This is a genomic window from Aeromonas sp. FDAARGOS 1416 (assembly GCF_019048085.1).
In the GTDB taxonomy this organism is placed as follows: domain Bacteria; phylum Pseudomonadota; class Gammaproteobacteria; order Enterobacterales; family Aeromonadaceae; genus Aeromonas; species Aeromonas veronii.
The window spans coordinates 2,258,543-2,279,129 of record NZ_CP077301.1 but is presented as its reverse complement, the minus strand read 5'-3'; the positions used below and the strand labels follow the sequence as shown (position 1 = coordinate 2,279,129).

Sequence of the window (20,587 nt, the reverse complement as noted above, 5' to 3'; positions counted from 1 at the left end):
TTTTTCCCATATCAAACCCGCTAGTCTTGCGCTGATCGGATCACAGACGGCATTGCCGAGGAACGGAAGCTATGACCACTCCAAATGAGGCGCCCAAGAAGCGCCAACTCCCCACTGTCTATACCCTGCTTTTTATCATCATCGCCTTGATGGCTGGCCTCACCTGGGTGCTGCCAGCGGGCAAATATGACTATGTCACCGCCAAGACCCAGCAGCCGGTGGCGGCAGCGGCCGTGGCCGATTACAGCGGCGACGAGCGGTTGTTGCCGGTGCCTGGCAGCTACACCGAGTTACCCGCCCACCCGCAAGGGGTATTCGAGGTGCTCAAGGCCCCCATTCAGGGCTTTCACAAGGCGGCCGACGTGGCGCTGTTCGTGCTCATCATCGGTGGTTTTCTCGCGGTGACCATGCAAAGCGGTGCGCTCGATGCCGGGGTGGGGGCCATTGTGCGCGGCTTTGCCGGGCGTGAGCGGCTGCTAATTCCTGTGCTGATCGCCCTGTTTGCCCTCGGCGGCTCCACCTTCGGCATGGCAGAGGAGACGGTGGCCTTCTGGGCGCTGATCGTGCCGGTGATGATGGCGGCGGGCTTCGATCGCATGGTGGCGGCGGGGATCATCCTGCTCGGCTCCGGGGTCGGGGTGCTCGCCTCCACCGTCAACCCGTTTGCCACCGGTATTGCCTCCGGTTTTGCCGGTATCCCCATCGGCGAAGGGATCGGTTTGCGGGTCATCCAGTGGCTGCTGCTGGTGATCTTCGCCTCCTGGTTCGTGATGCGCTACGCCAAGCAGGTGCAACAGGACAAGTCCCGCTCCGTGCTGGCCGACATCACCTATGACGACGAGTTCTCCCAGATGAAGAGCGGCAACCTCGCCTTCACCGGCAAGCAGAAGCTCACCATGCTGGTCTTCTTCGGCACCTTCCTGCTGATGATCTATGCGGTGGTGCCCTGGTCGGACTTGGGGATCGATGTGCTGCCCACCTTTGGCTGGTGGTTTGACGAGCTCTCCACCCTGTTCTTCAGCTCCTCCATCCTGATTGCGCTGATCAACCGGATGCCCGAGTCCAACTATGTGGCGACCTTCCTCAATGGCGCGCGGGATCTGATCGGGGTGGCGCTGGTGGTGGCGGTGGCACGCGGCATCTATGTGGTGATGGAGCATGGCGTCATCATCGACACCATTTTGCACTGGGCCGAGGGGCTGGTGAGCGGGCTCTCCTCGTCGGTATTCATCCTGATGGCCTATCTGGTGCACATCATCCTGAGCTTCTTCATCCCCTCCACCTCGGGGCTGGCGACTGTCTCCATGCCGCTGATGGGGCCGCTGGCTGACTTCTCCGGCATCTCGCGGGATCTGGTGATCACGGCCTATCAGTCCGCCTCCGGCTGGATCAACCTGTTCGCCCCCACCGCCGCCCATCTGGTGGCGGGGCTGGCGCTCGCCAAGATCCCCTACGATCGTTTCGTGCGCTGGGTGCTGCCCTTTATCATCGGCGTAGCCCTCATCACCATGGCGGTGCTGGTGGCCGGCGCCCTGCTGCACGGCTGATGGCACGGATAAAACCACAGATAACAAAAAGGCTCCCGCGGGAGCCTTTTTCATGAGCCTTGCTTACTGCTTGTAGCCCTTGAGGAAGCGGGCGAGGCGGCCGATGGCATCCTCCAGCTCCTCTTCGCGGGGCAGGAACACCAGCCGGAAGTGATCCGGTGCCGGCCAGTTGAAGCCGGTGCCCTGCACCAGCAGCAGCTTCTCTTGCTGCAGCAGGTCGAACACCATCTTCTGATCGTCGCGTATGTCATACACCTTGGGGTCGAGACGCGGGAACATGTAGAGCGCTCCCTTGGGTTTGACGCAGGAGACCCCGGGGATCTCGTTCAAGAGCTCCCACGCCTTGTCCCGCTGCTTGCGCAGGCGGCCGCCCGGCAGGATCAGCTCGTTGATGCTCTGGTAGCCGCCAAGGGCTGTCTGGATAGCGTGCTGCATCGGCACGTTGGCACACAGCCGCATGGAGGCCAGCATCTCCAGCCCCTCGATGTAACCGCGGGCACGGCCTTTGGGGCCGGTGATGACCATCCAGCCTTGACGGAAGCCGCAGGCGCGGTAGGCCTTGGAGAGGCCGTTGAAGGTCACCACCATCACATCGTCACACAGGGTGCAGACGCTGGTGTGGGAGATATCGTCGTAGAGGATCTTGTCGTAGATCTCGTCGGCGAAGATGATGAGGTTGTGCTGGCGGGCGATCTCGATCACCTCCAGCAGGAACTCGCTGCCGTAGACGGCGCCGGTCGGGTTGTTGGGGTTGATCAGCACCAGGCCGCGGGTGCGCGGGGTGATGCGGGCGCGGATGTCGTCGAGATCCGGGTACCAGTCAGCCCCTTCGTCGCAGCGGTAGTGCACTGCATGGCCACCGGAGAGGGTGACGGCGGCGGTCCAGAGCGGGTAGTCAGGGGAGGGCACCAGCATCTCGTCACCGTTGTTGAGCAGCGCCTGCATCGCCATCACGATCAACTCGCTGGCGCCATTGCCGATGTAGATGTCGTCGATGTCGACCTTGCGCATCCCTTTTTGCTGGTAGTACTGCATCACCGCCTTGCGGGCGGAGAAGAGCCCCTTGGAGTCGCAGTAGCCCTGGCTCTGGGGCATGTTGAGGATCACATCCTTGATGATCTCTTCCGGCGCATCAAAGCCGAACGGGGCCGGGTTGCCGATGTTGAGCTTGAGAATGCGGTGGCCTTCGTCTTCGAGACGGCGAGCTTCTTTATGCACCGGGCCGCGGATGTCATAGCAGACATCGTCGAGCTTGTGCGACTTGTCGATTGTGAACATGGTGACAGTGATTCCTTCCCCACAGGGACGCGTTGGCGAAAAAGGCGGTTTTTAGTATCAAATATCTTTTCCCCTATTCTTCACAGAATTGAATGCTAGAACAATCCTCTTTTTAGAAGAATTCCCTGATTTTTAGCCCTAAAACAGGGTTGCCAGAACGTTAAATTCAGCACAATCTTTGGTGCTAACCAAGGTTAACTAGTGAAACATGGGGAACGAATTAACAATGCTGCCTGACTGTGTTGCAATATCCGGATCCTGTGGCACGATTGGCTTGTGTAAAAAATCGTCTTCGTCCCCCTTTTCGATGAGTTGAATGGCACTCATGGTGTCATCTTTATGTGGTTCGCTCATCGGCGTTTACTTCTGCGAGGTTTTCCCATGCAAGCACCTGTTCCAGGCCGCTATCGTCACTTCAAGGGGGGTTACTATCAAGTGCTTGCCCTGGCTCTGCACACTGAAACCCAGGAGCAGCTGGTCATTTATCAATCCGAGCAGGATGGTCAGGTCTATGCCCGTCCCGTCGCCATGTTCATGGAGTGGATTGAGCATCAGGGGCAGGTTTTCAGCCGTTTTGCCCCTGCAGGAGACTGACCACGCCTCCGTTTATATCGTTCAAGGGATGAGCACTCGAGCTAAACGGTGTCATAAGTTGTCGCATGACGCCCTTGGGTATGAGATGTGCAGCCAGCTGTCTTAATGATAAATCCCTTATCTAATCAACTAATTGTGATGAACATCACATTCAATGAGCTCTGCCTGCCGGGTTCGCAATCTGGACTCACACTCCCATAATGCTGCGCTTGTTCAAGCATGGGCCCTTCTCGGGTCTTGTTCGGTGTTATCTCAAATGGGAGAAATAATGTGAAACCTGTTGCTGCTGAGTTTATGGGCACTTTCTGGCTGGTATTGGGCGGTTGCGGCAGTGCCGTGCTGGCTGCTGCCTTCCCTCACGTCGGGATTGGTCTGCTGGGGGTCTCGCTGGCTTTCGGTCTGACCGTGCTGACCATGGCGTTTGCCATCGGCCATATCTCCGGTTGCCACCTCAATCCGGCCGTAACCGTCGGTCTGTGGGCGGGTGGTCGTTTTCCGGCATCCGGTGTACTGCCTTATATCGTGGCGCAAGTGTTGGGTGGCATTGCCGCCGCTGCCGTGCTTTACGTGATTGCCAGCGGTCAGGCCGGGTTTGATCTCTCTGCCGGTTTTGCTTCCAACGGCTACGGTGAGCACTCTCCGGGTGGTTATAGCCTGACTGCCGCACTGGTGTGTGAAGTGGTGATGACCGGTTTCTTTCTGTTCGTCATCATGGGCGCCACTGATAGCCGTGCGCCTGCCGGTTTCGCGCCGATCGCCATCGGTCTGTGCCTGACCCTGATCCACCTCGTCAGCATTCCGGTGACCAATACCTCGGTCAACCCGGCCCGCAGTACCGGTGTTGCGCTGTTTGTCGGTGACTGGGCTATCAGCCAGCTGTGGCTGTTCTGGGTTGCCCCGATTGTCGGTGCCATTCTGGGTGCGCTGGCTTATCGCCTGGTGGCGACTGAGCAGAAGTAATCATTTGCGAAACAAAGTGTGGTATCGACACGCCTGCGGGCGTGTTTTTTGTTTCTGTAGGGGCGAGAAAAGAGCATTAACCGAGGCTAACCTCAGAGCCCTTTGGCCTGCAGCATCTCTTTGTAGCGCAGGTGGAGGAGCTGGACGCGCTCCACATAGGCACGGGTTTCCGCATAGGGCGGGATACCGCCATGTTTTTGTACGGCGCCCGCGCCGGCGTTGTAGGCCGCGGTCGCCAGCGCCACGTTGCCGTCATACTGCTTGAGCAGTCCCGCAAGATATTTCACCCCGCCGAAGATATTCTGCTCCGCCAGCAAGGCATTGCCGACCCCCAGCTCCCGCGCTGTGGCGGGCATCAGCTGGGTCAGCCCCATCGCTCCCTTGCGGGAGACCGCCAGTGGATTGAAAGCGGATTCCGCATGGATCAGCGCCCGGATCAGCGCAGGCTCAACCTGATAGGTTTTGGCGGCCGCCTTGATGGTGCTGGCATAGTCATAGAGAAACAGCCCTGTAGTTTGCCAGTTGACGCTGGATTTGGGATCGCAGGCGAAGCAGTCGTTGAACAGCAACAGCTCGTAATGGCCCTGTTCGGGCGCCATGTCGGAGTAGCGAACCACCCCGTTCTGTTGCACCGATTTATAGACCTGGATCTGCTTCTTGCCGTTGGTGGCGACTGCTGCTGTTTGAGCGGTGTCGGGTTGTGAGGCTGGAGTGGCATCTTTGCTCGGACGCAAGGGGGAGGGAGCTGCGGTCAGGAAAATCACCTCCGCGGGGGGGGGAGTCTGGCTCCATCCGCTCAGAGGGATCAACAACATATGGCCTGCCAGCATCCATGCTTTCAACCCTGATACTCCTTCTTGTGATGACCATGTTGAGTAAAGCATCATGACGAGGGCAGAACAAGCGGCCAACAGGGGGCAAATGATCCGATTCGGTGACCGGGATCAAAGTATCCGCCGCAATAAAGGATTGTCATCATAAAGCACGGTTTTGGCCGTCGGGCGGTGGGTCATGGCCTCTTCCACCGGGTAAGCAAGCTGCCCACGACGTCCGCTTTTTTGTTGACGAAAGGCATGCTATCGTGCTGGCGTCATGTGGTCGGATTAGCGCACCGTATCTGGCACTAATAACTGATTATCAAAGGATTTGTCTGTGACAAGCAAGCTGGCGATGGAACTCACTTTCGAAGAGTACTGCGACGCCGACCTCTCCCTTATCAGGGACTATTACGAGACGACGTTTTCCCACTATGTGCCGGATCTGGCCGAGCGGATCTTTGTCGTGCGTGATGCTCACTGGCTGGTGGGGGCGGTACGGTTGCGGGACGAGGAGGAGTTTTACCATCTGTGCGGCTTTCGCCTGTTGCCCCACTACCAGTCGCTGGGATTGGGGTCACGGCTGCTGCAGCACGCCTGTCACGGTCTGTTGGACAAACCTGTGGTCTGTCAGGCGCTGCCCTTCGAGAAGCCTTTCTATCTCAAGGCCGGGTTTGCCGATATGCCCCTCAATCAATTGAGCGGGTCGCTTTTCTCCCTCTACGAGCGGCAGCAGCAGCAGGGTTATCAGGTGGAGCTGCTGGTACGGGATACCACCCAGCCCCTCCTGAATTGAGCGGTTTAGCGGGGTTTGGTCAGCAGGTGGATCTTGCCCGGTGACAGCTCCAGCCCCAGCAGATTCTCCTTCAGCCAGGCCTGATCCGGGTCCTTGTCATTGAGTTTGTAGACCGGTTTGGTCTCGAGTCGCTTCTCCATGCTCTGCAGTAGCATGTTGAGCATCAGCCCGAACTTCTTTTCGGCCGCCTCCGGCTCCAGCTTGTACTCCACCAGCTTCATGTTATCGAGAAACAGGGCACTCTGGCTCTTGTCATAGCGGGGTCTCGCCTCATAGGTCATCTGCAGGCGGGCGTCATATTCGGTATTGTCTGGCAGGGCGATTTTGAGCTTGCCCTTGCCATAGACCCGGGCGGTATCGGGGCGTTGGCGACCGATCTGGACATCGCTCTGCTCAAGCGTCACATGGGCTTTGATGATGCCCGGTAGCTCCAGCTGTTTGTCGACTTGCACCTGAGATTGCAGGTACTGGTTTATCTGTTGCTCATTGATGTCATATGAGCCTTGGCCTAGCATGGCCAGGCTGAGCAGCATAGATTGCAGGATCATGCGTGCGACCTGATAGAATGGATTTGCCTTACAGCATACCATCCCGGCCGGTTGGGGTCTGCCCACCGCGCTGTTTGTCGATTAGAAGGAGTCCCCGTTGTTTAACGGTCTGGAACACGATCTTCAACTGCTGTTTTCCCGTTTTCTGGGTTGGCTGCTACTGCTTTTTCATACCGTGATTGTCACCGGTGTGTCGTTTCGGGTGGTGATGAAACGCCGTCCCATCGGGGTGTCGCTGGCCTGGCTGGCGCTGATCTATGCCATTCCGTTTGCCGGGGTGGGTTTCTATGTGCTGTTTGGTGAAATCAAGCTGGGGCGCCGCCGTGCCGAGCGCGCCCAGGCCATGTATCGCCCTTATGCCATCTGGATCCGGCAACTGGCCCGTCTGTTCCCGCAGCACTGCTGCGAAGTGGGCGCCAAAGCACAGCCGCTGCACGATCTCATCCAGGGACGGCTCGCCATGCCGATGCTCTCTGGCAACCGCATGACCTTGCTCAACAAGCCGGACTGGATCTTGCGCGAGATTGCCCAGGATATCCGTCGCTCGACGCTCTCCTGCTATCTGGAATTCTACATCTGGCATCCGGGCGGCGATGCCGACGAGGTGTGCGAGGCGCTGATTGAAGTGGCGCAACGCGGCGTGGATTGTCGCTTGCTGCTCGATTCGGTGGGTAGTAAACAGTTCTTCCGCTCCCACTGGCCCAAAAAGCTGCGCAAGGCGGGGGTCAAGCTGGTGGAGGTGCTGCCGGTCGGCGCCTGGCGCATTCTGTTCCAGCGTCAGGATCTGCGGATGCACCGCAAGCTGGTGGTGATCGATGACAGGGTGGGTTACACCGGCTCCATGAACATGGTGGATCCCCGTTTCTTCAAGCAGGATGCCGGGGTCGGCCAGTGGGTCGACATCATGATCCGGGTGCAGGGGCCCATGGTGCCGCTGATGTGGTCGATCTTTGTCTGGGACTGGGAGATGGAGACCGGCGAGCGGCTGCTCGACAGTCTGCAGCATGAGCCGGAGGCCTGGCCCCAGACCAACTACCGCGCCCAGCTGATCCCGTCCGGTCCCTTCGTCGGCGGCGACTGCATCCAGCAGAGCCTGCTGCTGGCCATCTATCAGGCACGCAGCCATCTGGTGCTGACAACCCCCTACTTTGTACCCGACGATCCGCTGGCGGCCGCACTCAGTTCGGCAGCGGCGCGCGGGGTGCAGGTGCAGCTGGTGTTGCCGGCACGCAACGACTCCATCATGGCCAATTACGCCTGTAACGCCTTTATGGAGGAGCTGCTGGCGGCCGGGGTGGAGATCTACCGCTACGATGCCGGTCTGCTCCATACCAAGAGCGTGCTGGTGGATGATGACTTCGCGCTGGTGGGGACGGTCAATCTGGATCGGCGCAGCCTCTGGCTCAACTTCGAGGTGACCCTGCTGGTGGATAACCCCTCGTTCGTGGCCCAGATGACCCGGCTGGTACAGGGCTATATGGCGGAAGCCACCCCGATGACCCTGGCCCAATGGCAGGCCCGCCCCTGGTACAAGAAGGCGATGGAGAACATCTTCTATCTCTTCAGCCCCTTGCTGTGATGTTGTGGCGAGCCGCAAGAAAGTGGACTCGCCATCTGATTGGACTTGCCTAGCCCCGAGTCCGCCCCGTAGAGTGCAGTGACAACTCCCTGGAGACACATGGATATATGAAAAAGATAGTGGCCCTCGCCGTGGGTGCGGCACTGGTAGGTGGTGGTCTGGCTGCGTGCTGGTACACGGGAAACAGCTTCGACAACATCATGGCGGAGCAGATCGCCAAGGTGGAGAAAGAGAGCGGGCTCGACATGCAGTGGCTGCCGGGCAGCAGCAACCTCTTCACCCGTGACGGGGTCCTGAAGGTCGTGGTGACGCCGGAGGAGCTGGCTGCCATTGACAGCGAGCTGGAGGGTAGTCAGCCCATCGAGCTGCAACTGGTGGTCAAGAGCCAGATCCTGCCGCTCTACATCAAGAGCCACTTCCTGCTCGATACCCATAATGGCACTCTGGCGCCGGTTTTCACCGCACTGGGCATGGAGCAGTGGGAACTCGGTCTGGAGTCGGTCACCAGTCTCTGGACCCAGGGGAACAGCAGCCGTTTTTGGGCCAATGAATTCAAGATCAAACAGGGGCTGGACGAGTTCAGCTTCCTGCCCCTGAGCGGTGAGTTCCACGGCAATCTGGAGGGGAATGGTCACCTCACCATGACCTGGCAGGGGATGACGGTCCATGAAGAGCAGAGCAAGATGGACTTGGTGCTGGCCGACCTGAAAGGGAGTGCCGACATTGCCGAGATCAGCGGTGTGCTCCTCTCGCCCCAGAGCGAGATGACCCTCTCGGCCCTCACGGTACAACTGCCTGACAGCGTCAAGGTCGCCCTGCAGGGGATGACTACCGAGACTCAGCTGACCGGTGATGATGCCCAGACCCTCTCCAGCAGCTATCAGATGAAAATTGCCAAGCTGGATCTGGAGAACGAGACCGACACCCTGGCGGTGACCGACAGCAAGTTGGCGCTCAACCTCAACGGTCTGGATCTGGAAGGGTATCAGGGGCTGCAGGCCGCCGGTGGCAAGGGGGTTGAAGATGCCGCCATCCAGCAGGCGCTGGACAAGATGCTCAAACGTGGCGCGACCCTTGAACTGGCCGATCTCAGTGCCAAACTCAACGGTGAGGCGGTGACCATGAAGGGGGACGTGAAGCTGGCCTCCACCTCGCTGGAGCAGCTGTTCAACGGCGACGCGGGAATGCAGGCCCTCTCCGGCGTGCTGCATGCCAGCCTCAGCGACAAGCTGGGCAAGGCGGTGCCGCAACTGGCCCCAATGCTCGATCAGCTGACCCTGATGGGTTATCTGAAGGCCGACAAGCAAGCGCTGACATCCGAGCTGAAGCTGGAGAAGGGGGCGGTGACGGTAAACGATCTGCCGCTCTGACACTCGGCGCAGAAACAACAACGGCTCCCGCGGGAGCCGTTGTTGTTTCTGGCGTTTGCACACGGGCCGTGTGGGCGAATTACTTGAAGACCACCGTCTTGTTGCCGTAGACGAACACCCGCTCGTTCAGTACCAGCTCCAGCGCGCGGCTCAGCACCGATTTCTCCACATCCCGACCCGCCTTGGCCATGTCCTCCGCACTGAAGGCGTGACCGACGTGGATCACGTCCTGTTCGACGATGGGGCCTTCATCCAGATCGTCGGTCACGAAGTGGGCGGTGGCGCCGATCAGCTTGACGCCGCGATCAAACGCCTGCCGGTAGGGGCGGGCACCGATAAAGGCGGGCAGGAAGGAGTGGTGGATGTTGAGGATCTTGCGCGGATAGGCCTCGACAAAGCTCGGGGTCAGCACCCGCATGTACTTGGCCAGGATCACATAGTCAGGCTCATAGCTGTCGATGATGGCGCGCACCTGCTCTTCATGCTCGGTACGGCTCAGACCCTCGTGACTGACGGTGTGGAACGGGATATCGAACTTGCCGGTGAGCTCGGCTAGGGTGTCGTAGTTGCCGATCACCGCGACGATATCCATATCCAGCGCGCCCGCGTAGTTCTTCATCAGAATATCGCCGAGGCAGTGGGTCTCCTTGGTCACCAGGATGATGATGCGCTTCTTGCCCGCCTTGACCAGACGGCGTTGGGCACCGGTGGGCAGGGCATCATCGAGGTCGGCCAGCAGGGTCTCGTCGTTGAAGCGCCCCTCCAGCTCGGTACGCATGAAGAAGCGGCCATTCTCGTGATCCACAAACTCATCGTTCTTGATGATGTTGAGCTGGTGCTTGTAGCAGATGTTGGTGATCTTGGCGATGAGCCCTTTGGCATCCGGGCAATCCGTGAGCAGTATTTTCTTTTCCATCTCTGTCATTTTCCGTTTGTGGTGTTGGCGCTGCTGTCTGCGCCGGCAGCGTTGTTCAGGCTCTCTTTTCGGGCCCTGTTTTTTGGTTTCGGGAACTATGCCATAAACCGATCCGCGCCATAAAGAAATTCGCCAGTCATAGCCTCGCACGCTGGCGAGCAGGCCGCAGAGCGGGATCCCGTGCGCAATGTTGAAACGCTTTTCAGCCTGCGGGGGATTTTGGCTGGTATCTGCAACCGTTTTTCTTTAGGCTGTCTGCGCTTATTCTCAGGGCGGGGTGCAATTCCCCACCGGCGGTATCCCGATTGACTCGGGGAGCCCGCGAGCGCCCGACTTGGCTGATTGCTGGGTCGGGGTCAGCAGATCCGGTGAGATGCCGGAGCCGACGGTCATAGTCCGGATGAAAGAGGATAAGACAGACCTTGCCGCGTTGGCCCTTGTGGGCTGGCCGCTGCATGCCCGTCTCTGTCTGCCTTTCCATGCCCTGATTCTGGTCCTTGTCTTGTTTAGGAGTTTTACCATGAATCAGTCTCTACTCAGTGAATTCGGTGATCCCGTTGCCCGTGTCGAAGCGGCGCTGTCTGCCTTGCGTGCCGGAGGCGGCGTGCTGGTGGCCGACGATGAAGATCGGGAGAACGAGGGCGACCTCATTTTCGCCGCCGAATCCATGACCAATGAACAGATGGCGCTGATGATCCGCGAGTGCTCCGGTATCGTCTGCCTCTGTCTGCCCGACGAGCGGGTTCGCCAGCTCGAACTGCCGATGATGGTGGAGGCCAACTCCAGCCACTACCAGACCGCCTTTACCGTGACCATCGAAGCGGCGCAGGGGGTCACGACCGGTGTCTCGGCGGCTGATCGCATCACCACTATCCGTGCAGCCATCGCAGACGGCGCCAAACCGGGTGATCTGCACCGCCCGGGTCATGTTTTCCCGCTGCGGGCGCGAACCGGTGGGGTGCTTACCCGTCGGGGTCATACCGAAGCGACGGTCGATTTGATGCAGTTGGCTGGCCTCAAACCGTTTGGTGTGTTGTGTGAATTGACCAAAGAAGATGGCTCGATGGCGCGTCTGCCAGATCTGGTTGCGTTCGGTCGCAAGCACCAGATGCCGGTGCTGACCATCGAGGATCTGGTGCAATATCGTCAATTGTTGTCAGAACGTACAGCCTGAGCCTCATACGAAATTGTAATAAGGCAAAAATTTGGTTAACCTTTGTCCGTGCCCCCACCACACGGCACTCATTTTTTAGACGAATCTGGACAAAAACTGTTCATTCAAAAAAAAATGAGGGTTTTAATGCATTTATCTGTGGTGGGGACTATGCAAAGTAGGATTTTTTTGTGCCATAATCACGCCGCTTGCTAAACGTCTGGCGAGTTCAAGGGAGCTTTAAAAATGAAAAAATTGTTGTTGGTAGGTGTTGTTGGTCTGTCCGCTCTGCTGGGCGGTTGTGCAAACACCAGCGAACTGGAAACTTCCGTTCAGAATCTGTCTAACAAAGTTGACCAACTGGCTCAAGATGTTAGCGCAGTTCGTGCTGATCAGTCCAAAATCGCTGCTGATGTTGCCGAAGCCAAGCAAGAAGCTATGCGTGCTAACCAGCGCATCGACAACATGGCTACTTCCTACAAGAAGTAATCCATGCGAAAAAAATGGCGCAGTTTTGCGCCATTTTTTTTTGCCTGAAATTCACCGTATCTCCACTATTCCCACAGCACCTTATTCCCACAATACCTTCTTCGTACTTGACCCATGAGGTCATGCCGGTCTCCCGGCACTCCCCCATCATTACCAGCCAGTTCGATTCCGATCAGTAGAGCAGACTATAGAGTTTGCGACGGTAGCTCTGCGCCGCCGGTGTGCTGCCCATGGTCGCCAGAATATCGAGATAGGTCTTTCTGGCATCGCCGAATGCCAAATCCCGCTTGAGGATCTCCAGCAGCAGTCCCAACGCCTCTTCCTGACGACCAGCCTGGTTGTATTGCACCGCCAGCTCCTGAGCCAGGGCAAAATCATCAGGCTGTTCAGCATGGCGGGCTTCCAGCGCGCGCAGCTCCGGGCTGTCTGCCGCTTGCAGGGCCAGCGCCAGTCGTGAGCTCAGGGTATGGAAGTGGCCATCCTGCGCCGCCATCGGGATGGTGCCGAGGCGCTCCTGCGCTTCATCCAGCAGGTTGAGGTCGAGCGCAGCTTGAATGAGCCACAGGCTGATGTCGTGACGTTCAGGAGCCAGCTGGTGTGCCTTGGTCAGATGGGCATAGGCGATGCTGGGCTGCTCGTTAGCCAGTGCTTGTTGCCCCTTGGCCAGCAACTCTTCCTCTTCTTTGGGGGCGAAGGCGGCGAAATACTGGCGCAGGGTGGCTTCATCCTGCGGTCCTTCGATGATCCCCTGTTCGTCAGGGCGACCCTGATGGAACAGCACCAATGCCGGCAGGGCGCGCAGGCCGAGCTGACTGGCCAGCGGTTGCAGCTGGGGAGCGTTCATATCCACCTTGGCCAGGGTGACCTGCTCATTGGCGGGCCCAACCAGTGATTCGATCAGCGGTGTCATCCCTTGGCACTCCGGCATTTGCGGAGCATGGAAATAGATGACGACCGGTTTCTTCATGGACGCATCGATAAGTTCAGCGTGAAAATTCTGGGGAGTAATGTCGACGATCATGAGTTGGACTCTTCAGAAAGGGTGTTGAGTAACATGGGGTTAAGCGAGTGGCAATTCAAGCGCTCATCCAGCCGGTAAAAGGTCACGGGGGCTGCCGTCGCCGCGAGACTGAGCCAGCCGCTGGCAAAGGGCCAATCCTGTACCTGATAAGGGGTGTCATCGAGCCGGTTGTCGAGTCGCCATCCTTCCTTCGGGAGAAATCGCACCTTCTCCAGTCCCGCCGCTATGCCGCCACCGTGGGCTTTCAGTACCGCCTCCTTGCGCGACCAGAGCCGGTAGAAGGCGCTCTCCTGCTCTTGGGCAGGCAGTGCGCAGAGCCACTCATATTCACTCGGTGCATAAAACCGGCGGGCCAGGGGGAGGGGATGATGCCGCCGTTTGCCCAGTTCGATATCCACCCCAAGCGGCCCCTGTGGGCAGAGTGCCAACACCAGCCAGCTGCCACTGTGGCTCAGATTGAACTGCCAAGCATCATCATGCAGTCGGGGCTTGCCGTGGGGGCCGTTGCAAAATTGCAGACTGGCGGCGGGTTGTTGCAGCCGCTCGGCCAATAGCTGGCGCAGCAGGGAGCGGCTCACCAGATATTCCTGACGCCGTTCAGGATGGGTCATGGCTTGCCAGATATGTTGCTCATCGGTTGACAGCCATTCAGGCAATTGAGCAAGCAGCTCCTGGCATACCCTGGCCGGTTTTAACAAAAAAAGATCGGTTTCGATCATGATTTTTCACTTTAAAAAGGTGCTGAAGCAGGGATAAAAGCCAGTTATCTATGAGGCTCAAGGCTCTTTTTGCGATTGTATATTGTTTGGGCATGATCACATTAATTATGAAAAATCGTGCATTTCCTTGCAAAAATGTGAGCTTGATAGGGATTTTCACTTGCCTCGATAGAATTCTTGGATATAGTCGGGTGCTGTTGCCTTATAAATTGCCCTTTGGGGCCGTATTTTAACAAGATTTACTATTTAGCGGGGATAAAGGATTGCGCCACCTGATGCTACTGCTGGTCGCGCTCGGAATGGTGGGTTGTGCCTCGGCACCCCAACCCGAGGTCGCGAGCAAGATCGAAGTTTCCATGGTTGAACCTGTCATCGAACCGGAAGCTTCCCAGACACCCGATGTGAATGAAATCCTGACTGTATATAAAGAGTGGCGTGGTGTTCCGTACCGTATGGGTGGCAGCAGCCAGCGCGGTATCGACTGTTCCGCCTTTGCCCGTGAAGTGTTCCGCAATGCCGTCGGTATCGAATTACCCCGCGATACCCGCTCCCAAGTCCACGAAGGGACGCGCGTTTCCAAGCAGGATCTGGTCGAGGGTGACCTGGTCTTCTTCAAAATCAATCGTCGTCTCAACCACGTTGGTATCTATGTCGGCAATGGTGAATTCATCCACGCCTCGACTCGCGCCGGTGTGACACGCTCCAAGCTGGATAGCCAATATTGGCGCAACAAGTTCTGGCAAGCTCGCCGGATCGATATCTGAGTCAGGCTGGACAAACGGCTCGCAGTACGGACTGTTTTTCCAACCTCACTTGAACCGGGCTCGATAGCCCGGTTTTTTATTGCCGTCGTTTAGACTTTCCCGAGTCAAATCACTATAGTGTGGGCCCGTTTTCTTCGGCAGGCTCAGCATGAAACCCCGCATCCCATCAGCCGGTGGCCCCAAGTCGGGCGACCGCAAATCCGGACTTCACTCCCGTAATCGCCATCAGGCGGGTTACGCCTTTGAGGCGCTCTGCCTGCGAACACCCGAGTTGGCTGCCCACGTCTTTATCAATGACTACGGCACCCGCACCATCGATTTTGCCGATCCCGATGCAGTGAAGACCCTCAATCGCGCCCTGCTGGCCCATCACTACGGGATTGCCCACTGGGACTTGCCTGCCGGTTACCTCTGCCCGCCTATCCCGGGACGGGTGGACTACCTGCACTGGGCGGCCGACCTGTTGGCCGAGAGCGCAGGCCAGCTCCCTACCGGCAAGGGGGTGAGGGTGCTGGATATCGGGGTGGGGGCAAACTGCATCTATCCGCTGCTCGGCTGCCGCGAATATGGCTGGCGTTTTGTGGGATCGGATATCGATCCGGTCTCGGTCAAGGCGGCCACTCTGCTGGCCAAGAGCAACGGGCTCGGCAACCAGATTGAGTGCCGTTTGCAGGGTAACCCCAACCATGTGTTTCGCGGCATCATAGGGCCGAAGGAGCGCTTCGCTCTGACGCTATGCAATCCGCCGTTCCATGCGTCGCTGGAAGAGGCGAGCAAGGGGACGGAGCGCAAGCTGCGCAATCTGGGCAAGGAGGTGACAGGCGCCCCTGTGCTCAACTTCGGCGGCCAGAAGGCCGAGCTCTGGTGCGAAGGGGGCGAGGCGGCGTTTCTGGCCAACATGATTGCTCAGAGCAAGGAGTTTGCCACTCAGTGTCTCTGGTTCAGCTCGCTGGTGTCGAAAAAAGAGAACCTGCCGGGGGCGAAAAAGGCGTTGAGCCGGGTGGGGGCGCGTCAGGTACGGGTGATCGACATGGCACAGGGCAACAAGGTGAGCCGGATCCTCGCCTGGTCCTTCCTGGATGAAGAGGGATTGCGTCGCGGCTGGTCGAGCGCGCGCTGACTCCCCACCACAAGGCCCGATGAGGGCCTTTTTTCATAACGACCCCGATGAATTTCCCCTGCTGGCGGCATCTTTGGCAATCGATTTCCTCATTGGCAGATCGTGCTGGTTTACATAGTTTAAGTAGTTACTTCCGCCTTGGTACAGGTGTACGCCGAGATTTTTTTGCACTTACAGCTGAAACTTTAATAAAATAGGACTGGTTAGACCTCTTTACAGGCATTGAATCAAATAGGGATCGGTAGATGAAAGTTGTCGATTTTCTGAAGCGCAAGCGCGAAATTCTGGCGCAGCACCCCTTTGAGCTCAAGGATTGGCTCTCTCCGGCGATCCGCGACTACTGGCGTGAGTTTCAGCAAAAGGCACATCTTCATCCTTTGCTGGGGCGTGTGCTGGACTTGCAAGCCGAGTCCCAGAGCGAGCAGCAACAGGATGCAGCAACCGTGGCACAAGTAGCCAACGGTCAGCCTGCCGTGGCTCAGGAACCCGCTGTTGAGCTGGGGGCCGAGGCGGCCGAGCTCTATGCCGCCCTGCAGGCCCGCATCGGTGAAGAGACCCACGTCGGCGAGTGGCTGCACGTCAGCCAGCAGATGATCGATCAGTTTGCTGCCGTGACCGGGGATCACCAGTGGATCCACACCGATCCGGAGCGCGCGGCCGCCGAGTCGCCCTTCAAGACCACCATCGCCCACGGCTTCCTGACCCTGGCGCTGCTGCCACAGTTGACTGGCTCGGTCGACGAGGCCGCACCCGAGTTCCCGACCGCCCGCATGGTGGTGAACTTCGGGCTGGATCAGGTGCGCTTCCCGTACCCCATCAAGGTGGACAGCAACATCCGCGCCCGCACCAAGCTGGCCCGGGTCACCCCCATCAAGGGTGGGCTGGAGTTGCTCAAAGAGATCAAGGTTGAGATCGAAGGGATCCGCCGCCCGGGTTGCGTCATCGAGTCGGTGACCCGCATCTACTTCTGAGCCCCCTCATCGGCATGAATGGTGAAACGGGCCCGCTGTCGTGTGCAACGAACAGCGGGCCCGTTTTTTGCCTGTTTGTTGCAAGGGGGGAGGCGTCAGCCATAGCGCGCCGACCCCAGCTTGATATGACTCACAAAACGGTGCGCCGTGCAGTTAGCCAGCTCTCATTTTGGCGAGTTGGCCGCGTGAGGCGATAGCATGTTATGCCACTATTGGCTTCTTACTCCCGATCCTGGAGACAATAGTGCCCATCAATAACAAGATTATTCTGCCACTGCTGCTGAGCCTCGCCATCCTGCTGATCCCGACCCACTGGATCCCGCTCGAGGGGATCACCGTCATCGAGCAGCGGGTCGTGGCCATTTTCGTGCTGGCCGCCCTCTGCTGGATCCTGGAGCCCATCCCTATCTTCGCTACCTCGGTGCTGATCATCGTGCTGGAGCTGCTGCTGCTCTCCGACAAGGGGCTCTGGTTCATGACTGCCGACAAGGCTGAACCGGGCTTTGGTGAGCTGCTCAAGTCCACCGAGGTGATGGCGACCTTTGCCTCGCCAGTCATCATGCTGTTTCTCGGTGGTTTTTTCCTCGCCATTGCGGCTACCAAGTACCATCTGGACGTCAATCTGGCGCGGGTGCTGCTGCGCCCGTTCGGTCAGGATCCCCGGATCGTCATGCTGGGGCTGATGTTGATCACCGCCACCTTCTCCATGTTTATGAGCAATACCGCCACCACCGCCATGATGCTGGCCATCCTTACCCCGGTGCTGGCGGCGTTCCCCGACAAGGACCCGGCCAAAATCGGCTTTGTGCTGGCCATTCCACTGGCGGCCAACCTCGGCGGGATCGGCACTCCCATCGGCACTCCGCCCAACGCAGTGGCCCTCAAATACCTGACCGGCGAGCATGCCATCTCGTTCGGTCAGTGGATGGGATTTGCGGTACCCTTTGTGGTATTGCTGTTGCTGCTTGGCTGGTTTCTGCTGGGGCGCTTCTTCCCGAGCACCCTCAAGCGGATGGAGCTCAAGATTGAGGGGCGCTTTATGCAGACCCCTCGCGCCTGGGTGGTCTACCTCACCTTTATCACCACCATAGTGCTCTGGCTACTCGGGGATCTGCATGGCATGAGCTCCTACGTGGTCGCCATGATCCCGGTAGCGGTGTTCCTGACCACCGGCATCATCACCAAGGACGATCTGCACAAGATCTCCCTCGACGTGCTCTGGCTGGTCTCGGGCGGTATCGCGCTGGGGCTGGCGCTGGAGGACTCCGGGTTGGCCGAGCGGCTCATCACCCATATTCCGTTCCACGAATACTCCACGCTGGCGGTGCTGGTCGGCGCCTGTCTGCTGGCAGTGGTGATGGCCAACTTTATGTCCAACACCGCGACCGCCAACCTGTTGTTGCCACTGGTAGCGGCGCTGGCAGTCAGCATGCCGGAGCTGGCCGAGTGGGGCGGCAGTCACACCCTGATCCTGGCGGTCACCATTTCGGTTTCGCTCGGGATGTCGCTGCCCATCAGTACCCCGCCCAATGCGCTGGCCCACGCCACCGGTCTGGTGGAGAGTCACCAGATGGTGCGCATCGGCGTCATCATGGGATTGGTCGGCACATTGCTGGCGATGGTGTGGATCTACCAGATTGCCGCTTGGGGGCTGATCTAGCGAGCCTGTTCGCCTAAAGCAAAGAGGAGCCGATTTGGCTCCTCTTTGCGTGTTGGGGATCCGAGGCTAGAAACTGGCGCCAAGGCTGAGCAGGTGTCTTAGTTCACTCTCCCGGGGTTCCGGGCTGCCTGTGTCGACAAGGATGTCAGCATCTTCCCAATCCAGCTCACTCGACCAGGAGAGGCGCAGATGGTCGTTGAAGTAGTAGCGCAATCCTATGCTGCCTTTCAGATCCTGATTACGGGTGAAATAGGGGGAGGCTTGTGCCAGATATTTCAGATAGCGCCCCTGGCTGAACAGCTCCATTTTCTCCTGCCAGAGGGAGAAAGGTTGGCGATAATCCCAGTTAAAACCGGCGAAGGGGTAGTCAATGACCCGTTCACCCAGAAAAATCTTGGGAACCTCGCTATCTTCACGGAAGTAGAGTCGGCTTAATCCCCCTTGGGTCATCAGCTCCAGTCGGCGGCGTTTATCGTTCCAGAAGCGATAGCCAGGCCCCGAGCCATAGTCCATGTAGAGATAGCGATCTTTATCCAGCATGTCATATTCGGCATCAAGTGAGGTGCGCAAGAACCACTGTTGGTTGAAGAAGTAGTCCAGCGTAGGGTTGAGCTGATAATCATGGCTGTCGGTGACGTTGTCAGCGGTCTCATAGGTATATTCACCGGAGAAGCTGTAACGCCAGTCCAGATTGGCCAGCTCGCTTTTCCACTTGAGGTTGACGTTGTTGGTCTGCTTGTCATTCTGTTTGAGTTTGACATTGAGATCGCCGCTGCCGGTCCAGAGCCAGGCGTTGCGTTCATCCTGGTCATCCTCGAACAGCTTGAGCCCACCCTTTGCCGTTGCCTTGGGTTTGTCCTCTTTATCGATGCGCCAGCGTTTGATGGCCTCCCGCTGGACGGTGACTGCGCCACTGTAGGGCAGGGCGATGCGCACCGACTGTTCGGTCACCTCCTCGATGTTACCGGTCAGACGATCGCCATTGTTCATCCAGAGAATGTCCTTGGCCCACAAGGAGTGACAGGCCAACAGGAGTAGGAGGGGCAGGAATTTCATGAGGTAAGGTGACTCCGGTGCGACTCGGGCGCTGGTGACTTAGCCACTGACAAGTTGGCTGCTGATGGGGCGGGGCAGGCCGTTTTTGCTCTCCAGCGCCGCCGTCACCTCATCCTGCATCACGTCAGGTGCACTGATAAAGCTCTCTATGGCCGGAGATAGCACCAGCGGGGCGCCATTTTCAAGCTCCTCTTCGGTGCGGGAGAGCGGGGAGTGTACCTCCAGCCAGCGCCGACCATCCGGTTCGATGGCGACCTTGACCGGTTGATTGATGACCCGTACCGGCGTGCCGATCGGCACAATCTTGAACAGGGCCTCAATATCGTCAGGTCGCAGCCGGATGCAGCCTGCACTTACCCGCAGGCCAACGCCAAAATCCTTGTTGGTGCCGTGGATCAGGTAGTCGCGTTTGCCATAGCCAAGGCGCATGGCGAACTTGCCGAGGGGATTCTCCGGGCCGGGGGGCACCACGGCGGGCAGGGTGATCCCTTTTTGCTCCAGCCAGGATTTGCGCACCATGGGGCCGGGTACCCAGGTCGGGTTGGGATTCTTCTCGATGACGGTGGTGGTCATCTCGGGTGTTTCGCGGCCGATATCACCAATCCCGATGGGCAGCACGATGACCTCGCTCTTCCCTTTGGGGAAGTAGTAGAGACGCAGTTCGGGCAGATTGATGACGATCCCCTCGCGAGGCACATCAGGCAGCAGCATCTGGGTGGGCAGCGTCAAGCGGGTTCCCGGCTTGGGTAAATAGGGATCTACACCCGGATTTGCCTCAAGCAGCGCCAAAAATCCAATTTGCGTATTTTTGCCAACCAGCTCCAGATGTTCATTCTGCTGGATGATGTAATCCTCCAGCTCACCGATGAGGCGACTCCCGGCAGGTGGCAGCGGGTAGCGTTTGGCCTCTGCCGGCGCCGCGCAGAGCAGGATCGCTGCCAGCAGCAGGGAAAGGGCGGGTGTTAAGGATAGGGGCTTGAGTTTCGGCAATCGCATAAGAAGATCCATCAGTTCAATCGGGGCGGAACATCATCAACACAGCCGCCAGAATGGCGCGATTGTTCCTCAATCAGCCCATGATTACCAGCTTGCCACGCACTCGCAATGATGTGGGGATACATAGGAAACCTGCCAAAATCGGTATCACCCATAAATTTGAGCACCAAGCAGGAAAAAGAGACGCCTGATGGCAATGGGGCAATATCACGATATGGATAATGGCCGGGTGTGC

At 58.4% G+C, this 20,587-nt stretch carries 20 protein-coding genes and 1 riboswitch; of the genes, 12 read left to right on the top strand and 8 right to left on the bottom strand.

Translation table 11 applies throughout. From position 1 onward, the window contains the following. Positions 1-71 precede the first annotated feature (71 nt). The gene (locus I6L46_RS10015; RefSeq protein ID WP_216975304.1) at positions 72-1,547 is read left to right on the top strand and encodes a YfcC family protein; all 1,476 of its coding nucleotides are present in this window, start codon (positions 72-74) and stop codon (positions 1,545-1,547) included. 63 nt (positions 1,548-1,610) lie between these two features. Here I6L46_RS10015 and I6L46_RS10010 read toward each other — a convergent pair whose 3' ends face one another. Then, complete coding sequence (locus I6L46_RS10010) at positions 1,611-2,825, bottom strand: pyridoxal phosphate-dependent aminotransferase (protein WP_043851260.1); 1,215 nt, start codon at positions 2,823-2,825, stop codon at positions 1,611-1,613. A 381-nt stretch (positions 2,826-3,206) separates the two neighbouring features. Here I6L46_RS10010 and I6L46_RS10005 point away from each other — a divergent pair, with 381 nt between their 5' ends. Together I6L46_RS10005 and aqpZ are read left to right on the top strand one after the other, a co-directional pair. Then, complete coding sequence (locus tag I6L46_RS10005; protein ID WP_216975303.1) at positions 3,207-3,419, top strand: DUF1653 domain-containing protein; 213 nt, start codon at positions 3,207-3,209, stop codon at positions 3,417-3,419. 270 nt (positions 3,420-3,689) lie between these two features. Further along, on the top strand, positions 3,690-4,379 hold the full coding sequence (gene aqpZ, locus I6L46_RS10000) for an aquaporin Z (protein ID WP_005361747.1): 690 nt from the start codon (positions 3,690-3,692) through the stop codon (positions 4,377-4,379). A gap of 92 nt (positions 4,380-4,471) precedes the next feature. On the opposite strand, the gene I6L46_RS09995 is transcribed toward aqpZ, so the two are convergent. Then, positions 4,472-5,209 (bottom strand): lytic transglycosylase domain-containing protein, encoded by a 738-nt coding sequence (locus I6L46_RS09995; RefSeq protein ID WP_058055841.1) that lies wholly within the window; start codon positions 5,207-5,209, stop codon positions 4,472-4,474. Positions 5,210-5,549: 340 nt separating this feature from the next. On the opposite strand from I6L46_RS09995, the gene I6L46_RS09990 reads away from it, so the two are divergent. Next, positions 5,550-5,990, top strand: coding sequence for a GNAT family N-acetyltransferase (locus tag I6L46_RS09990; RefSeq protein WP_041980377.1), 441 nt, complete (start codon positions 5,550-5,552; stop codon positions 5,988-5,990). 5 nt (positions 5,991-5,995) lie between these two features. Here I6L46_RS09990 and I6L46_RS09985 read toward each other — a convergent pair whose 3' ends face one another. Continuing rightward, a complete protein-coding gene (locus I6L46_RS09985) occupies positions 5,996-6,538 on the bottom strand; it encodes a DUF1439 domain-containing protein (RefSeq protein ID WP_005353308.1) in 543 nt (180 codons plus the stop codon). A gap of 97 nt (positions 6,539-6,635) precedes the next feature. Here I6L46_RS09985 and cls point away from each other — a divergent pair, with 97 nt between their 5' ends. Both cls and I6L46_RS09975 read left to right on the top strand, forming a co-directional pair. Continuing rightward, positions 6,636-8,117, top strand: a complete 1,482-nt coding sequence (gene cls, locus I6L46_RS09980; RefSeq protein WP_005361740.1) for a cardiolipin synthase — start codon at positions 6,636-6,638, stop codon at positions 8,115-8,117. A gap of 107 nt (positions 8,118-8,224) precedes the next feature. Further along, the gene (locus I6L46_RS09975) at positions 8,225-9,487 is read left to right on the top strand and encodes a DUF945 family protein (protein WP_216975302.1); all 1,263 of its coding nucleotides are present in this window, start codon (positions 8,225-8,227) and stop codon (positions 9,485-9,487) included. Between the two features lie 79 nt (positions 9,488-9,566). Here I6L46_RS09975 and purU read toward each other — a convergent pair whose 3' ends face one another. After that, positions 9,567-10,403, bottom strand: a complete 837-nt coding sequence (gene purU, locus I6L46_RS09970) for a formyltetrahydrofolate deformylase (protein WP_216975301.1) — start codon at positions 10,401-10,403, stop codon at positions 9,567-9,569. 259 nt (positions 10,404-10,662) lie between these two features. After that, positions 10,663-10,819, top strand: a riboswitch (FMN riboswitch). 104 nt (positions 10,820-10,923) lie between these two features. Between purU and ribB the strand changes: the two genes are divergently transcribed. Both ribB and I6L46_RS09960 read left to right on the top strand, forming a co-directional pair. Further along, the gene (gene ribB / locus I6L46_RS09965) at positions 10,924-11,577 is read left to right on the top strand and encodes a 3,4-dihydroxy-2-butanone-4-phosphate synthase (RefSeq protein ID WP_005334344.1); all 654 of its coding nucleotides are present in this window, start codon (positions 10,924-10,926) and stop codon (positions 11,575-11,577) included. A 225-nt stretch (positions 11,578-11,802) separates the two neighbouring features. Beyond that, positions 11,803-12,045, top strand: coding sequence for an Lpp/OprI family alanine-zipper lipoprotein (locus I6L46_RS09960; RefSeq protein ID WP_005334342.1), 243 nt, complete (start codon positions 11,803-11,805; stop codon positions 12,043-12,045). 172 nt (positions 12,046-12,217) lie between these two features. On the opposite strand, the gene I6L46_RS09955 is transcribed toward I6L46_RS09960, so the two are convergent. Next, positions 12,218-13,066 carry a tetratricopeptide repeat protein gene (locus I6L46_RS09955; RefSeq protein ID WP_216975300.1) on the bottom strand — a complete coding sequence of 283 codons (849 nt, stop codon included), beginning with the start codon at positions 13,064-13,066 and terminating at the stop codon, positions 12,218-12,220. After that, the gene (locus I6L46_RS09950; protein WP_216975299.1) at positions 13,063-13,785 is read right to left on the bottom strand and encodes a 4'-phosphopantetheinyl transferase superfamily protein; all 723 of its coding nucleotides are present in this window, start codon (positions 13,783-13,785) and stop codon (positions 13,063-13,065) included. Before I6L46_RS09950 ends, I6L46_RS09955 begins: the two co-directional genes overlap by 4 nt. A gap of 275 nt (positions 13,786-14,060) precedes the next feature. On the opposite strand from I6L46_RS09950, the gene I6L46_RS09945 reads away from it, so the two are divergent. The 4 genes from I6L46_RS09945 to I6L46_RS09930 all read left to right on the top strand — a co-directional run bounded on the left by I6L46_RS09945 (position 14,061) and on the right by I6L46_RS09930 (position 18,300). Next, positions 14,061-14,549, top strand: a complete 489-nt coding sequence (locus I6L46_RS09945; protein WP_005334331.1) for a C40 family peptidase — start codon at positions 14,061-14,063, stop codon at positions 14,547-14,549. Positions 14,550-14,697: 148 nt separating this feature from the next. Beyond that, entirely contained in the window at positions 14,698-15,669 is a 972-nt protein-coding gene (gene rlmF, locus I6L46_RS09940) for a 23S rRNA (adenine(1618)-N(6))-methyltransferase RlmF (protein WP_216975298.1), read from the top strand. Between the two features lie 245 nt (positions 15,670-15,914). After that, positions 15,915-16,640 (top strand): MaoC family dehydratase, encoded by a 726-nt coding sequence (locus tag I6L46_RS09935; protein WP_216975297.1) that lies wholly within the window; start codon positions 15,915-15,917, stop codon positions 16,638-16,640. Positions 16,641-16,884: 244 nt separating this feature from the next. Further along, a complete protein-coding gene (locus I6L46_RS09930) occupies positions 16,885-18,300 on the top strand; it encodes a DASS family sodium-coupled anion symporter (protein WP_216975296.1) in 1,416 nt (471 codons plus the stop codon). 66 nt (positions 18,301-18,366) lie between these two features. On the opposite strand, the gene I6L46_RS09925 is transcribed toward I6L46_RS09930, so the two are convergent. Further along, positions 18,367-19,356: a DUF481 domain-containing protein gene (locus I6L46_RS09925; protein WP_216975295.1), complete on the bottom strand. Its 990-nt coding sequence runs from the start codon at positions 19,354-19,356 to the stop codon at positions 18,367-18,369. A gap of 39 nt (positions 19,357-19,395) precedes the next feature. Beyond that, a complete protein-coding gene (locus I6L46_RS09920) occupies positions 19,396-20,352 on the bottom strand; it encodes a L,D-transpeptidase family protein (RefSeq protein WP_216977995.1) in 957 nt (318 codons plus the stop codon). Positions 20,353-20,587 lie beyond the last annotated feature (235 nt).